13 protein-coding genes are annotated in these 14,461 nt (G+C 48.0%); 7 read left to right on the top strand and 6 right to left on the bottom strand.

What is annotated here, in order from left to right:
* Positions 1–276 precede the first annotated feature (276 nt).
* Together JQX58_RS01340 and JQX58_RS01345 are read left to right on the top strand one after the other, a co-directional pair.
* On the top strand, positions 277–1,455 hold the full coding sequence (locus tag JQX58_RS01340; protein ID WP_204145032.1) for an ATP phosphoribosyltransferase regulatory subunit: 1,179 nt from the start codon (positions 277–279) through the stop codon (positions 1,453–1,455).
* A gap of 40 nt (positions 1,456–1,495) precedes the next feature.
* Positions 1,496–2,797, top strand: coding sequence for an adenylosuccinate synthase (locus tag JQX58_RS01345; RefSeq protein WP_204145033.1), 1,302 nt, complete (start codon positions 1,496–1,498; stop codon positions 2,795–2,797).
* A gap of 90 nt (positions 2,798–2,887) precedes the next feature.
* Here JQX58_RS01345 and JQX58_RS01350 read toward each other — a convergent pair whose 3' ends face one another.
* Positions 2,888–3,883 (bottom strand): GGDEF domain-containing protein, encoded by a 996-nt coding sequence (locus JQX58_RS01350; RefSeq protein ID WP_204145034.1) that lies wholly within the window; start codon positions 3,881–3,883, stop codon positions 2,888–2,890.
* Between the two features lie 164 nt (positions 3,884–4,047).
* On the opposite strand from JQX58_RS01350, the gene yegD reads away from it, so the two are divergent.
* Positions 4,048–5,409, top strand: a complete 1,362-nt coding sequence (yegD, locus tag JQX58_RS01355; protein WP_204145035.1) for a molecular chaperone — start codon at positions 4,048–4,050, stop codon at positions 5,407–5,409.
* On the opposite strand, the gene JQX58_RS01360 is transcribed toward yegD, so the two are convergent.
* From JQX58_RS01360 to JQX58_RS01380, 5 genes are all read right to left on the bottom strand, one after another.
* Positions 5,406–5,816: a DUF2069 domain-containing protein gene (locus tag JQX58_RS01360; protein WP_204145036.1), complete on the bottom strand. Its 411-nt coding sequence runs from the start codon at positions 5,814–5,816 to the stop codon at positions 5,406–5,408. The genes yegD and JQX58_RS01360 overlap by 4 nt on opposite strands.
* Positions 5,817–5,896: 80 nt before the next feature.
* A complete protein-coding gene (wrbA, locus tag JQX58_RS01365) occupies positions 5,897–6,496 on the bottom strand; it encodes an NAD(P)H:quinone oxidoreductase (protein ID WP_204145037.1) in 600 nt (199 codons plus the stop codon).
* Positions 6,496–6,840 carry an arsenate reductase (glutaredoxin) gene (arsC, locus tag JQX58_RS01370; RefSeq protein ID WP_204145038.1) on the bottom strand — a complete coding sequence of 115 codons (345 nt, stop codon included), beginning with the start codon at positions 6,838–6,840 and terminating at the stop codon, positions 6,496–6,498. The genes wrbA and arsC overlap by 1 nt, the downstream gene beginning before the upstream one ends.
* 92 nt (positions 6,841–6,932) lie before the next feature.
* Positions 6,933–8,663, bottom strand: a complete 1,731-nt coding sequence (locus JQX58_RS01375) for a proline--tRNA ligase (protein ID WP_204145039.1) — start codon at positions 8,661–8,663, stop codon at positions 6,933–6,935.
* A gap of 32 nt (positions 8,664–8,695) precedes the next feature.
* Entirely contained in the window at positions 8,696–9,565 is an 870-nt protein-coding gene (locus JQX58_RS01380) for an SMP-30/gluconolactonase/LRE family protein (RefSeq protein ID WP_204145040.1), read from the bottom strand.
* 86 nt (positions 9,566–9,651) lie between these two features.
* Between JQX58_RS01380 and JQX58_RS01385 the strand changes: the two genes are divergently transcribed.
* The 4 genes from JQX58_RS01385 (at position 9,652) to JQX58_RS01400 (ending at position 14,448) form a co-directional block, all read left to right on the top strand.
* The gene (locus JQX58_RS01385; protein ID WP_204145041.1) at positions 9,652–10,077 is read left to right on the top strand and encodes an HIT domain-containing protein; all 426 of its coding nucleotides are present in this window, start codon (positions 9,652–9,654) and stop codon (positions 10,075–10,077) included.
* A 166-nt stretch (positions 10,078–10,243) separates the two neighbouring features.
* Entirely contained in the window at positions 10,244–11,908 is a 1,665-nt protein-coding gene (locus JQX58_RS01390; RefSeq protein ID WP_239090116.1) for a coiled-coil domain-containing protein, read from the top strand.
* Positions 11,909–12,053: 145 nt separating this feature from the next.
* The gene (locus JQX58_RS01395; RefSeq protein ID WP_204145043.1) at positions 12,054–13,571 is read left to right on the top strand and encodes a fumarate hydratase; all 1,518 of its coding nucleotides are present in this window, start codon (positions 12,054–12,056) and stop codon (positions 13,569–13,571) included.
* Between the two features lie 181 nt (positions 13,572–13,752).
* Positions 13,753–14,448, top strand: coding sequence for a response regulator transcription factor (locus JQX58_RS01400; RefSeq protein WP_204145044.1), 696 nt, complete (start codon positions 13,753–13,755; stop codon positions 14,446–14,448).
* Positions 14,449–14,461: the final 13 nt, after the last annotated feature.

Raw genomic sequence — 14,461 nt, forward strand, 5'->3', positions numbered from 1 at the left:
TAATTCATGCTAGAATCACAAAAACCGGGTCAAGCCCGGTTTTTTAATGGTCAAAATATAGTGAGTCCGTGCAGGAATTGTTGCATTCACTTCGTATCGGCTTCAGTTCGCTTTTGAAAGTCGACCGGGGATTGCCCATCACACTGTCCGTTTCAAGGCAGAGTGCGGTAAAGCCATCGCAAGTTCAAACACTCGTTTGCGAGCGCTTGGGGCGGTGAGTATGTTTCTTGGATTAATACTCCTATGACTGACCCGAAGCTAAGAGGATACAGTTTAATGACGCTAGCAGATCGCTGGTTGCTACCCGATGGTGTAGATGAAGCCTTGCCTCAGCAGGCTGCCAAAATTGAACACCTAAGACGAACACTGCTTAATCTACACGAAAGTTGGGGTTACCAGTTGGTAATTCCGCCACTACTTGAATACCTAGATTCCCTATTGATTGGGGCTGGTTCAGATCTTGAAATTGAAACCTTCAAGGTGATTGATCAGCTATCTGGGCGCTTAATGGGGATTCGTGCAGATTTCACTTCTCAGGTTGCTCGCATCGATGCGCATTGTCTTAAGAATGAAGGCGTGCAGCGCTTAAGTTACTGCGGTAGCGTGCTACGCACTACGCCTGCAGGGCTAGATGGTACACGTAGTCCAATTCAATTGGGCGCTGAGCTGTACGGTCATAGCACCATTGAAAGTGACTTAGAAATTTTGTCACTGATGCTTGAGACCCTCACCTGTGCTGGACTTAAAAAGCTGGTCTTAGACGTGGGCCATATTGATGTGGTACGCGGTGTCATGGCGGCGTCAAATTTGACGCAAGAGCAAGAAGCCAAATTAGCGCTGTTATACAAAGCGAAGGGCTTGCCAGAGCTTGAAGCCTTCTTGGCTAAGTCGGATATCGATGATCAAGCGAAGCATTGGTTGTCCGTATTGCCGCGTTTGTGTGGTGGTGTTGAAGCCCTATCGTTAGCTGAGCGTGAACTGGCAGGCGTGAGCCAATCTGTATCTGACGCACTGGCGCAAATTCGAGCAGTGGTAGATGTTGTATCATCTCGCTTCGAGTCTGTAGGTTTGCATTTTGATATGTCTGACCTTGAGTCATACAGCTATCACACAGGGTTGGTGTTTGCTGCCTACGTACCTGGTCACGGTAACGCAGTTGCTCGTGGCGGCCGTTATGATTACATCGGTGAAGTATTTGGTCGTTCGCGTCCGGCAACGGGTTTTAGTACCGATGTAAAAACACTGGTATCGATGGTGGATGTGGCGGTTGCCCAGAAGCCTAGTGTATTGGCGCCTGTGGCTGCAAAGAATGATGTTCTTTGGCAGCGAGTACAGGCTTTGCGTAACGAAGGCTACCGTGTATTAGAGCAGTTGGACGGCAGTGCTGACGCATCAAATTTTGATTTTCAGTTGGTCGCTGAGGGCGATGACTGGAAATTAGTTTCAGTTCAATAAATGATTTTCTGTTTAGAGCAATCTTAAGCGAGACCATAAAATGGGTAAGAACGTTGTTATTCTTGGCACTCAATGGGGTGACGAAGGTAAAGGTAAGGTCGTAGACCTACTAACGGAAGAAGTGGCTGCAGTCGTACGCTTCCAAGGTGGTCACAATGCTGGCCACACGCTTGTGATCGATGGTAAGAAGACTGTATTGCACCTGATTCCATCAGGTATCCTTCGTGACGGTGTTCAGTGTGTCATCGGTAACGGTGTAGTGTTGTCTCCTGTAGCACTACAAAACGAAGTTGAAGAGCTTCAAGAGCAAGGTATTCCAGCGGTTGAGCGCTTAAAAGTAAGTGCTGCGTGTCCACTGATTTTGCCATACCACATTGCGATGGACCAAGCGCGTGAAGTGGCCAAAGGCGATAAAAAAATCGGCACAACGGGCCGTGGTATCGGGCCTGCTTACGAAGATAAAGTAGCACGTCGTGCGATTCGTGTTGCGGACATCCTAGATAAAGACCGTTTTGCGGAAAAACTGAAAGAAGTACTAGCGTTCTACAACTTCATGCTAGAAAACTTCTACCAAGTTGAGCCGCTATCATACGACGAAGTATACGAAGAAGGCCTACGTATGGCGGAATTCTTGCGTCCTATGGTGGCTGATACAATTAACTTGCTACACGATCTGCGTAAAGCTGGCAAAAACATCATGTTTGAAGGCGCGCAAGGTTCTCTACTAGATGTTGACCACGGTACTTACCCATACGTCACGTCATCTAATACAACGGCAGGTGGAGCGCCAGCGGGTACAGGCTTTGGCCCATTGTATTTAGACTACGTTTTGGGTATCACCAAAGCTTACACGACACGTGTTGGTTCAGGTCCATTCCCAACAGAGCTTAACTGTGATGACGGTCAGCGCTTAGGCGAACGTGGTCATGAGTTTGGTGCGACAACTGGTCGTCAGCGTCGTTGTGGTTGGTTTGATGCCATGGTGCTGCGCCATGCGGTGCAAATCAACTCAATCTCTGGTATCTGTCTAACGAAGCTTGATGTACTTGATGGCTTTGAAACCATCAAAGTTTGTGTTGGCTACCAAGACGAAGCGGGCAACGCGGTATCTGGCTCGTTGGTTGACAGCGAAAGCTACGATCAAGCGATTCCAGTATACGAAGAGCTGCCAGGCTGGTCTGAGTCAACAGTGGGTGCACCGAGCTTCGATGCGCTACCTGCCAATGCTCAAGCCTACATCAAGTTCATCGAAGAAAAAGTGGGTGTGCCGGTGGATATCATCTCTACTGGTCCAGATCGTAACGAAACAATCGTTCTACGTGACCCATTCAAGGCTCAGTAATACTGAACTATGATACAAAAAAGCCGAGTGATTCACTCGGCTTTTTTTATGTCTATTATGTGGCGGGCGCGTCACACTGTGACGTGTTCACTAGAAGAAGTCGACCGTACCACCTTGCACAACCTTGTCTTGAGCTAATCCTGCTTCAACGATGTTGTCATAGAAAGTCACTCGATTACGGCCGTTTTGTTTGCTGTGGTACAAGGCTTGGTCGGCTTGATCCATCAGTGTGATGTGGAAAATATCATTTTTGAATTCACATACGCCGATACTCACCGTAATGTCATCAATGGTGCTCATGGCGATTTTGCTTACTTGGTGCTGTAGTCGCTCTAACAGCTCCATGCATTGTTCGCGCTTAAGGTTACGCATCAAGATTACAAACTCTTCGCCGCCAAAACGGAACAGCATGTCATCTTGGCGAAAGGTTTGTTGTAAGGCGCGGGCGACATGAATTAGAACTTCATCGCCATACAGGTGACCATAGGTGTCGTTGATGGTTTTAAAGTGATCTAGGTCGATGATGGCAATCCAGTTAGCGCTGTTTTGGTTGTGCTCGTCTAAGGCGCTGCTTTGGTACAGTTTGACAATGGATTCATCGAACGTTTTACGGTTCATTAAGCCTGTCAGCTCGTCCGTCTGTGCTTCCGCTAATAGTGAGCTGAAGTTGCTGTAAATGCTGAGCATGCCCTTGATGATATAGCTTTCTGAGCGGCTTGGTTTGTTGTCCAGATTGACAATCAAGTACTGTGATAATTGACGACTTTGTTTAAGCACGTGAAAGGCTGTGTATTGCTCTTCATGGGCTTCCATCAGTTCATCTAGGTGCCATTTGCTGATGTAATCTAAAGACGCTTTGATGTTCTCTGAGATGGTGATGTTTTGGTAGTTGTAATGGCAGGCGTCGTTGCCGTTAATTACAATTTCCATGATCGGCTCATCTTGGCCGTTGACGGTTAAGATTCGGGCTTGGGTGGGATTTAGAATGTCACGAATACTTTTAAGTAAACTAAACGCCAGCAATTCCTTATCCCGTTGCGCAGTAAAGTTCTCAATATGATGAAGGATATTGTTGGAGATGCCCAAAATGAAGCCCCTTAACGTGCGTTTACATTGATTATTACAAATTGTAATTATAAACGTAAAGATTCTATCAAGACACTTATAAGTCTAAGCTATAGCGAATACTTATGATTTTAGTCAGATTATGCTAGAGTCCGCGACCGTTTTTGTATTGAGTGAGGTTTGCTGTGTTTTGCGGATTTGATTACGGCACATCCAATTGTGCGTTAGGTGTCATGAATAATGGTGCACCAGAGCTTGCGAAACTGGAAGCAGAGCATTGCTATCTACCTTCAGCGGTTTACGGCTTAAGCCGCGACTTTATCACCGAAGGTGTTGCACGACAGTTATCCGGTGAAGCTCAGCGAGAGTTTATGACTTCGCGCCAAGGTATTTTAAGTCGCGCGCAGCGCTTTCGCCGTGAAGAGGATTATGAGGCGGACGATCAAGTCTTATTTTATGGGCGCGAAGCTTTTCAAGAGTATTACCAATTCCCGGATGAAGGTTACTTTGTTAAATCGCCTAAGTCATTTTTAGGCGGCTCTGGTTTGCGTGCTGAGCACATTCAATTTTTTGAGGATGTGGTCACCCTGATGATGCTTAATGTGAAGAGCAAAGCTCAACAAAGTTTAGGGCGAGAGCTGGAGCAAACGGTTATTGGTCGGCCGGTGAATTTTCAGGGTGTCAATGCCCAAGAAAGTAACACTCAAGCGTTGGCTATTTTGACTACGGCAGCACAGCGTGCCGGCTTCAAGTCGGTAGAGTTTCAATACGAGCCCATCGCAGCGGGGTTGGACTTTGAGCGCGGCTTGCAGCAAGATCGAACAGTATTAGTAGTCGATATTGGTGGTGGTACCAGTGACTGTGCGATGGTGCGCATGGGACCGAATTACCGTCATAAGCTTGACCGAAGCGATGACTTTTTAGCCTACACAGGGGAGCGTGTCGGCGGTAACGACCTAGATATTCAGTTGGCTGGCCGACAGATTATGCCGTTATTTGGTATGGGAGCTGAGCTGAAGACTGGGCTACCAATGCCAACTCAGCTGTTTTGGAACGCAGTGACAACGAATGATGTGACGGCCCAGGCGATCTTTAATAGCTTAGAGACCAAAACGCAAATTGAGCAACTTAGATTGGATATGCACCAGCCGCGCTTGATGGATCGCTTTGCCTATCTGCGTGAGCATAAGCATAACTTCCATGTGGTGAAAAATGCTGAAGAGGCCAAAATTAGTCTATCCGAACAAACGTCGCAGACGCTGGATTTAAGCTATATCGAAGCGGAATTAGCGTTAGATATTAGCCGCGATGAATTGGCTCAAGCGATCGCGGCACCGATCGAAAAAATGATCAAGCTGATGCAAGATGCAATTGATGAAGCGGGCCAGCAGCCCGATGTGATTTACATCACCGGTGGCTCGGCGAAATCCCCAGCCATCCAGGCTGCAGTTCGCCAGCATATCGGTGATATTGAAGTGTTGGATGGCGATCACTTTGGCAGTGTCGCAAGCGGTCTAACGGTATGGGCTGAGCACCTGTTTGCTTAAGCAGCGTCGTATGGAAGGTGACTGAGCGCCAGCCAGCGCGCGTACAATAACGCTAAAGTAAATAGACAAGCTGACAGCAGTGTTTCACTCATGCCGATGGGCCATAGGTGTGGGTGGAACCAGTGTGTGACACCGGCGGTAAAATAAAAAAGGCTGATAAAGCAAACGCCGATGGCGCCTTTGTAGCTACCGTTTAGGTTGGCCCACAATGCTAATAGTAAAGGCAGAATGACAACGCCGAGTAACAGTAAAGGATGTTGTAGCGTTAGTTGATTGAGTACCAAATGCCAGAGACTGATAACGCTGATCAGCGCACACAGCGCCAGTGTGATGAGGGGCTTGCAGAGTTTTGTGCGGTATTCGAAAAGTTGCTTTTCGCACACGCTTATATGGGTTCGTTTGCTCATTTAGATAATGGCCTATCAATGTTGTAGAGGCTGCATAATAAATGCTTATGACTACTACAACATTGATTTGCGTCGGCTACTTAGGCTTTTTTAAGGCTATGGGCAAGCGTTGCTAGGCGTTCGCCCTGCGCTTCGCATAAGGCGATCTCATCTTGGGTTAACTCTGTATCACGAGTTTGCGAGGCCAAGTGTGTCACGCCATAAGGTGTGCCTCCAGCTTGAGTGCTGATCAGCTCTTTATTCTTGTAGGGCAGTCCTGCCCAAATCATGCCATGGTGCAATAAAGGAATCATCAGCGACTGCAGCGTCATTTCGTGACCACCATGCATGGTGCTGGCGCTAGCGAAGCCACAGGCGGGTTTATCAGCGAGCTGACCACTCATCCAAATCGTACTGCTTTGATCCAAGAAGAGTTTGACCGGTGCTGCCATGCCACCAAAGTATGATGGGCTGCCAATGGCTAAGCCATCGCAGGCGGCTAGGTCATCGATATCGCAGTACGGATAACCGTCTTCTGGGATCGCTTGCGCGGTTTGCTCGTGCTCAAAAGAAGCGGGTGCCAATTGACGGATGGTGACGTCGGTATCGGCGACACGTTGCGCGCCTCGGGCGATATGCTTTGCCATGGCAGCGACAGAGCCATGGCGTGAGTAAAACACCACTAAAATATTGGTACTCATTAGAAGATCTCTAGTACAGCTTCAGGTGGGCGGCCGATTCTAGCTTGGCCGTTGTGTAGCACAATCGGGCGTTCGATCAGCTTAGGGTGCTCTAACATTGCATCAAGCAGAGCGTCTTCATCTTGCTCGTCTTTGAGGCCTAGGCTTTTGTAAATGTCTTCTTTAGTGCGCATCAGCTGGCGTGCAGAATCCATGCCTAGCTGTTTTAAAAGGCCTTGCAGCTCAGCTTTAGAGGGTGGGTTGTTAAGATACAGCTTCACTTCAGGATGAATGTCATTTTGCTCAAGTAAAGCTAATGTTTCGCGGGATTTGGAGCAGCGTGGATTATGATAAATAGCAGTCATAGAAAACCTCGTTGGTCAGCTGTGATGAAGCAATATAATAAAAAGCCGCATAAGTTAAGAGCTTATGCGGCTTAGGTATGAGTGAAATAGGTTTATTGACCTAGCTTCTCAAGGATGAAATCAATCGCATCTGCTTGAGTCACGTCTTCACCGTCACCTGTGGCGCGGCTCTTGTACTCAAGATTGCCTTCTTTTAGGCCACGATCACCGACCACTAGACGGTGTGGAATGCCAAGCAATTCACAGTCTGCGAATTTCACCCCAGGGCGCTCTTTACGATCGTCTAGCATCACATCAATGCCTTTGGCCTGTAGCGCAGCGTAAAGCTCATCACAAGCCTCACGAACGTCATCTGACTTCTCGTAGTTCATGCCGATGATAGCGACTTCATAAGGAGCGATAGACTGCGGCCATTTGATGCCTTTGTCATCGAAGTTTTGCTCAATAGCCGCCGCTACCACACGCGATACACCGATACCGTAACAACCCATGTGCATCACTTGTGCTTTGCCGTTTTCGTCAAGCACAGTGGCTTTCATGGCTTCAGAATAAGACTGGCCTAGTTGGAAGATATGACCCACCTCGATACCGCGTTTAATTACGATATGGCCTTGGCCGTCAGGTGACGGGTCACCTTCGACAACGTTACGGATATCTGCCACTTCAAACTCATCGCAATCACGTGCCCAGTTAAGGCCCGTTACGTGGTAATCGTCTTTGTTGGCACCAGCGCAGAAGTCAGATAGAACAGCAGCTGAGCGGTCAACGATCACGCGAATGCCTGCGGCTTTTAGACCACGAGGACCGATCGAGCCCGGCTGGCAGCCAATTTTGTTAATGATGTCCTGCTCAGAAGCAAACTCAAAAGGTGCCACGGCGCCTTCGATCTTCTCAACTTTGATTTCATTGATTGAGTGATCGCCACGCAAAACTAGCGCGATGATGTTTGGTTCACCGTCTGCATCCACGCCTTTGATCAACATGGTCTTGATGGTTTTCTCAACTGGAAGATCCAAAAACTCTGCTACAGCGGCGATGGTTTTGCAGTTCGGTGTGTAGACTTCGGCAAGTTCTTGAGTCGGTGCATCGGGTGCTTCTTTGGCGCACAATGCTTCTGCAAGCTCTACGTTGGCGGCGAAGTCAGACGTATCACTGAAAGCGATATCGTCTTCACCTGATTCGGCTAATACGTGGAACTCGTGAGAGAACGCGCCACCGATCGAGCCTGTGTCAGCGCGCACAGGACGGTAATCTAAACCAATACGATCAAACACTTTGCAGTAGGCTGCATGCATTGCATCATAGGTGGTTTGCAAACATTCAGTGTTGGCATGGAACGAGTAAGCGTCTTTCATCAAGAACTCACGCGAACGCATTACGCCAAAGCGTGGACGCACTTCATCACGGAATTTGGTCTGGATTTGGAATACGTTTAGTGGCAGTTGCTTGTAGCTGCTTAGCTCATTACGGGCGATGTCTGTGATGACTTCTTCGTGGGTTGGGCCAAGGCAGTAATCACGGTCATGACGATCTTTTAGGCGCAGTAGCTCTGGGCCGTATTTTTGCCAGCGACCCGTTTCTTCCCACAGTTCCGCTGGCTGTACGCCAGGCATGATGACTTCTAATACGCCCGCTTTTTGCATTTCTTCGCGAACGATGTTTTCCACTTTTTTCAAGACTTTGACACCGGTTGGTAGCCAAGTGTACAAGCCTTTTGAAACTTGGCGGATCATACCGGCACGAATCATAAGTTGGTGGCTAGCCACCACTGCATCGGATGGGGCATCACGTAGTGTAGAGAATAGATAATTGCTTGCGCGCATGATTATGTCGTCTTCAATTTTTTAGTATTAAATTAACCCGCAAAGCGGAATTCAATTTGACCTTCGTTTTCAACATCTAAGGCGAAGATGCCGCCGGCTGCTGGAAATTGTTCCAGTTCTTCGGCGCTTTGGGCGGCACGGCAGGTGGACACAAACAGGGTGTTCATGTCTTTACCACCAAACGCAACCATGGTCGGATATGTGGCGGGTACCGGATACTCTGCCAAAATGTCACCCGCTGGGCTGATTTTGACCACGCGCTGACCTTGGTATAGGGCAGACCAGTAGTTGCCATCACGATCAACAGCGGCGCCGTCTGGGCGGCCATTGCCACGTGGAAATTCGATAAAGGTGCGTTTGTTGCTGGCCACGCCGGTGCTCACATCGTAATCGAATTGGTACACGATGTGATTGGGGGTATCCGAGTAGTACATAATGCTGTGGTCAGGTGAAAACGCTAGCCCATTAGAGGTCCATGCGGCTTGATCTAGTAGACGCTGTTGGCCTTTTTCAAATTGGTAAAGCCCAGCCGCAAAAGCATCTTTGGGCGCGTACATAGTACCCGCTAAAAAACGCCCTGCAGGATCGCAACGACCATCATTGAAACGGGTCGTTGTGACGTCATAATCGGCTTGCCAGTACGAGGTCAGAGGCGCATCAAAATCTGAAAAGGTGTAGACACCGGAACGAAACGCAGCGATGAAGCCGCCGCCCTGAGCTAGAGAAAAGCAACCAATTTCTTCGTCAAAATGGCGCACTTTATGGCTCTCACTAGGTAAGTGATAAGCGTGTAGCGCAAAGGAGTCGATGTCCACAAAATACAAAGTTTGGGTCTGTTCATCCCAGCGGGGACACTCTGCGAGTTTGGCTTTTGCGTCCAAGACACAACGCATTTCCGTCATGGGAACTCCAAGTCGTAGGGTACAATTAAAAATAGAATGCTATAGTGCTTATGTAAGGCCGTAAAGTAAAGTAGGAGTACCGTTACATGTTTGAATTAGACGCCGTTTTGGAGCGTGATTCTGTGTGGGTGGGAGATTTTCCACTCAGTCAATTACGTCTTATCAATAATGCCAATGCGCCGTGGTTTATTTTAGTGCCTAAACGTGCCGATATTCGTGAGATTCATCATCTTGAGCCTGAGGATCGTCAACAGTTGATGGCAGAAAGTTGCCTCTTGGCGGAAACCATGCAGGATGTCTTTGCGCCCGATAAACTAAATGTTGCCGCTATCGGCAACAAAGTTCAGCAACTCCATTTGCATCACGTGGCACGTTTTACCCAAGACAGCTGCTGGCCCGAGCCTGTTTGGGGCAAAATTGCAGCCACACCTTATAGTGAGTCAGAGTTGGCGAGTATTTTGCAAAAGGTTAGAAGTTTATTGGGTGATGAGTTGGTCGCTCAAGCAGATTGATCTATAGTGAGTGCAGACAAAATTCGATTGAAATACGCGATCAACACGGGCAGGAATACTAAGTATAGGACGGCATACGATGAGTCTAAGACGAAGAAAAAAAGCGATTGGTAAGGTAGTAAAATTGTTAAATTTAGCGACCTCAGCTAACGCTAGTGAATCCTCAATGGCGCTTCGTCACGCTGAATCCATTATCATGCAAAATGGCCTGACCCAGGGCGATATCCCGATGTACCAGTTGTGTGATCGCAACACTTTATTCAAAGTGAGCTGGAATGGTGTCCCTTTGCATGCTAAATCTGCGGCGGATCAGCGGCCGCGTTCCGAATCCTTGTCTGCCCGTCGTTTTAGTGAAAAGCCAGTCGATCCCAGCAAGGCGTACGCCAGTGCGCGCACTATCTTGGACGATCTTGAAGAGGCACCTTTTGCCAAGAATGCGCCATTTGAATTTAATGTGGCTGCAGATCATACAGCAACTTCGGACATGGCATCAGCTACCGCTGATGCGGCGCATTTTAGAGAGCAAAACGAACCTGCCTGTGAGCCACAAGATCATGATTCAGCGCACACGGTTGAACCAAAAGCCTGCGAGCAGGAAGTAGAAGACTCGATACCGAGCAATAAAATGGATGAGGTCTTTGAAGAGGCCCTTACTGAAGTACATGAAAATGATCAAAGCGCATCCGTAAAACAGGATGAATCTACGCCAACTTCTAAGGATGACACAAACGTGAACGCCGAGCGTTTTTCTTCTTACGATAATGTTATTAATGCGGCTAATGCCTTTCGTCCAAGTGGCGAGCAATTTAAGGAGACACTGCGCAATCAGTATGCGTCGAGTAATCCTGATGTGCCGTTTGAAGAAGATTCTTATTGGCGCAAAGTGTACAACTTGTTGGCGGACTTTGATGAGTCGGATGTACTGTCACAAATTGATTCGCTTGAGCATGAGTTAAGCGCTGCTGAAGCAGAGCTAAGCAGTAAGCGCACTGAACGTGCGGCAGTGGAGCAGGAAGAACAGCGCGAACGCTCGGAGCGGGCGCGCATCGAGCAAAGTTTTGAAGAAGCCATTGAGCGAGCATTCCAAGCCCGTGCCCGTGCTTATGAAGCTTGGGAAAAACGCCGCGCTGAGCTGCGCGTCACATCAATGCGAGCTGAACAAGAAGCGCAGCAAGGCTTCCAAGACTTGGAAGGGCGTTTGGAGCATTGCAAAGAGCAGTACACCCAGCACCAGCAACTTAAGGAAGATTATCGTGCGGCTAAAATCATGCACGAGCTGCGTCGCCATTTAACCTTAGCTGCAAAAGGTGATGAGCAAGCCACAGGGTCTTACGAAGCAGTCATTGCGATCATGTCTGATAGCGGTTTGAGTCTGCGCGATCTGGAGTTTTCTGATATCCGTAACAAAAGCTTGTTTATTCGTCTTTTGGAACGTGAGTCAGCGCAGATTTCGGACGTCCACGAGCGCGAGCTGTACACCGAAGAAATGTTGGATAAATTTTTATTAGCCAGTCGTCAAACTGAAGTACCAAAACCTTCAGAAAACCCAGTTGAACGAGTTCAGCGTATGCTTAAAAGCATCGAGGGTGTGGGGCATTTTGAAAGTCAAAAAGTCATTGAGCAGGTGTTGCGCTTAATGGAGTCGCACCAAATCAGTGTGCGCGATTTGGATTATGGCTGCATCAATAAATACTCAGTCTTTGTATGTTTGATCAACTGGGAGGCGGAGCAGATCCATTCCTTGAGTGAGCGGGAAAAATTCACCTCATCCGTACTCGAAGAATATGTTCAGTATTCTTTGATGAATCCACCGTCGTCGCAAAAGGCCTGATAAGAGGCAATGTGAGTTTAGCGACATAGATCTTGTGAATAGACACTATACCTGCTGAAAATTTTGCTTTTAGCTTTTAAACCCCTGCCGCATCTTTTAACATTCTGCTTCCCCATAAAAGCATAATACTCGGCAGGAGAGGCGCATGAGCATTATTAAACAGGATGATCTGATCGACAGCGTTGCAGATTCCCTTCAGTTTATTTCTTACTACCATCCATTAGACTTCGTTAAAGCCGTTCACGAAGCTTACGAGCGCGAAGAAAGTCAGGCCGCAAAAGACTCAATGGCGCAAATCCTTATCAACTCACGCATGTGTGCCGAGGGTAAGCGACCAATCTGTCAAGATACTGGTATCGTGACAGTATTTGTGAAAGTTGGCATGAATGTTCAGTGGGAAGGCTCAATGAGCGTGACTGACATGATTAACGAAGGTGTGCGTCGTGCTTACTTGCACCCAGATAACGTTTTACGTGCATCGATTCTTGACGATCCTGCTGGGGCACGTAAAAACACCAAAGACAACACGCCGGCCGTCATTCACATGGAAATTGTGCCAGGTGACACGGTGGAAGTGCATGTGGCAGCTAAAGGTGGTGGTTCAGAGAATAAGTCTAAACTTGCTATGTTAAATCCATCAGACTCTATTGTTGAGTGGGTTAAGAAAACCGTACCGACAATGGGTGCTGGTTGGTGTCCGCCAGGTATGCTGGGTATAGGCATCGGCGGTACCGCAGAGAAAGCCATGGTCATGGCTAAAGAATCTTTAATGGAGCCCATCGATATTCATGAGCTGAAGGCTCGTGGTCCACAAAATCGTGTGGAAGAGCTACGTCTAGAGATTTTTGAAGCGGTCAACAATCTAGGTATTGGTGCACAAGGCCTTGGTGGTCTAACGACAGTGCTAGATGTCAAAATCATGGACTACCCAACACACGCGGCGTCCTTGCCTGTTGCCATGATCCCTAACTGCGCAGCAACGCGTCACGCGCATTTTGTGCTAGATGGTTCCGGTCCGGCGGATCTTGTGCCGCCTTCATTGGACGACTGGCCAGATATCACTTGGGAAGTAGGTGACAGTGTGCGTCGCGTCAATCTTGATGAAGTGACGCCAGAGATGGTCAAAGAGTGGCAACCAGGCGAAACAGTTCTTCTGAATGGCAAAATGCTCACGGGCCGCGATGCGGCACACAAGAAAATGGTCGAAATGATGGCCAATGGTGAAGAGTTGCCAGTTGACCTTAAAGGGCGCTTTATCTACTACGTAGGCCCAGTTGATCCTGTAAAAGATGAAGCTGTAGGTCCGGCTGGTCCGACCACGTCGACGCGTATGGATAAGTTCACACATACTATGCTTGAAAAGACAGGCCTACTAGGCATGATCGGTAAAGCTGAGCGTGGTCCTGTGGCGATCGAGGCGATCAAAGAGTTTGGTGCGGTCTATCTAATGGCTGTGGGCGGCGCTGCGTACTTGGTATCCAAAGCGATCAAAAATGCAGAGGTTGTGGCGTTCCCAGAATTGGGGATGGAAGCGGTCTACGAGTTTGACGTAGTCGATATGCCGGTAACCGTTGCTGTTGATGCAGCAGGTACGTCGGTGCATTTGACGGGCCCAGCTGAGTGGAAAGCGAAAATCGAAGCGCAAACCCTAGAAATAAAATAAACCTTTAATCAATGGTTTACACAAGAGCGCCCTCTGATTTTGTCAGCAGGGCGTTTTTTATGGGCTAATAGGTCAGCCGAATTGCAAAAATTGTCAGTTCTTTGAAAAGAGGGGTTTCTTTGTCGCATTACTACCTTACTATTGAATAGTCAAACAACTTTACAAATAGAAAGGGTTGATTATGGTTAAGTTGCTATTAGCAGACGATGATGCGCGTCTATCAGATTTGGTGAAAGAATACTTTGATGGCGAAGGCTATGAAGTCACGCATGCTTGGAATGGTCAAGAGGCGCTAGATTACATGGAGCAAGATCGCCCAGATATTGTGATTTTAGATGTTATGATGCCGGTGTTGGATGGTTTTGAGACACTGAAGCAGATTCGTAATAAAAGCTCTATCCCCGTGATCATGTTGACGGCCAAAGGTGATGACATCGACCGTATTCTTGGCTTGGAAATGGGGGCAGATGATTATTTGTCAAAACCGTTTAATCCACGCGAGTTGTTGGCGCGTATCAAAGCTATCTTGCGTCGTTCTTCACAAGAGCAAGAAGACGACCCAATGTCGGATTTGTTTTTATCAGACGTGTTGTTGCGTCGTCGCGATCGCACGGTATTTTTGCATGATGAGCCAATCGAATTGACTACCTCAGAGTATGCCTTGTTAGAATGTATGATGATGGTGCCTGGGCAAGTGTTGACGAAACAGGAACTGTCAGAAAAAGCGCTGGGCCGTAAGCTAACCATGTATGATCGCAGCCTAGATATGCATATCAGTAACTTGCGTAAAAAAGTCGGTGTCCTTGAGAGCGGTGAGCCGCGCATCAAGACAGTTCGAGGCGTTGGATATATTTTTGTTGATGGAGCAGAAGGCTAGCCAGTTGTGTTAG

Source organism: Marinomonas ostreistagni (assembly GCF_016888445.1).
GTDB classification, from domain to species: Bacteria; Pseudomonadota; Gammaproteobacteria; order Pseudomonadales; family Marinomonadaceae; genus Marinomonas; species Marinomonas ostreistagni.

Coding starts and splice junctions, on each gene's coding strand:
- JQX58_RS01340 (WP_204145032.1), top strand. CDS start 277: ATGACGCTAGCAGATCGCTGGTTGCTACCCGATGGTGTAGATGAAGCC.
- JQX58_RS01345 (WP_204145033.1), top strand. CDS start 1,496: ATGGGTAAGAACGTTGTTATTCTTGGCACTCAATGGGGTGACGAAGGT.
- JQX58_RS01360 (WP_204145036.1), bottom strand. CDS start 5,816: ATGAGCAAACGAACCCATATAAGCGTGTGCGAAAAGCAACTTTTCGAA.
- wrbA (WP_204145037.1), bottom strand. CDS start 6,496: ATGAGTACCAATATTTTAGTGGTGTTTTACTCACGCCATGGCTCTGTC.
- arsC (WP_204145038.1), bottom strand. CDS start 6,840: ATGACTGCTATTTATCATAATCCACGCTGCTCCAAATCCCGCGAAACA.
- JQX58_RS01375 (WP_204145039.1), bottom strand. CDS start 8,663: ATGCGCGCAAGCAATTATCTATTCTCTACACTACGTGATGCCCCATCC.
- JQX58_RS01380 (WP_204145040.1), bottom strand. CDS start 9,565: ATGACGGAAATGCGTTGTGTCTTGGACGCAAAAGCCAAACTCGCAGAG.
- JQX58_RS01385 (WP_204145041.1), top strand. CDS start 9,652: ATGTTTGAATTAGACGCCGTTTTGGAGCGTGATTCTGTGTGGGTGGGA.
- JQX58_RS01390 (WP_239090116.1), top strand. CDS start 10,244: ATGGCGCTTCGTCACGCTGAATCCATTATCATGCAAAATGGCCTGACC.
- JQX58_RS01395 (WP_204145043.1), top strand. CDS start 12,054: ATGAGCATTATTAAACAGGATGATCTGATCGACAGCGTTGCAGATTCC.
- JQX58_RS01400 (WP_204145044.1), top strand. CDS start 13,753: ATGGTTAAGTTGCTATTAGCAGACGATGATGCGCGTCTATCAGATTTG.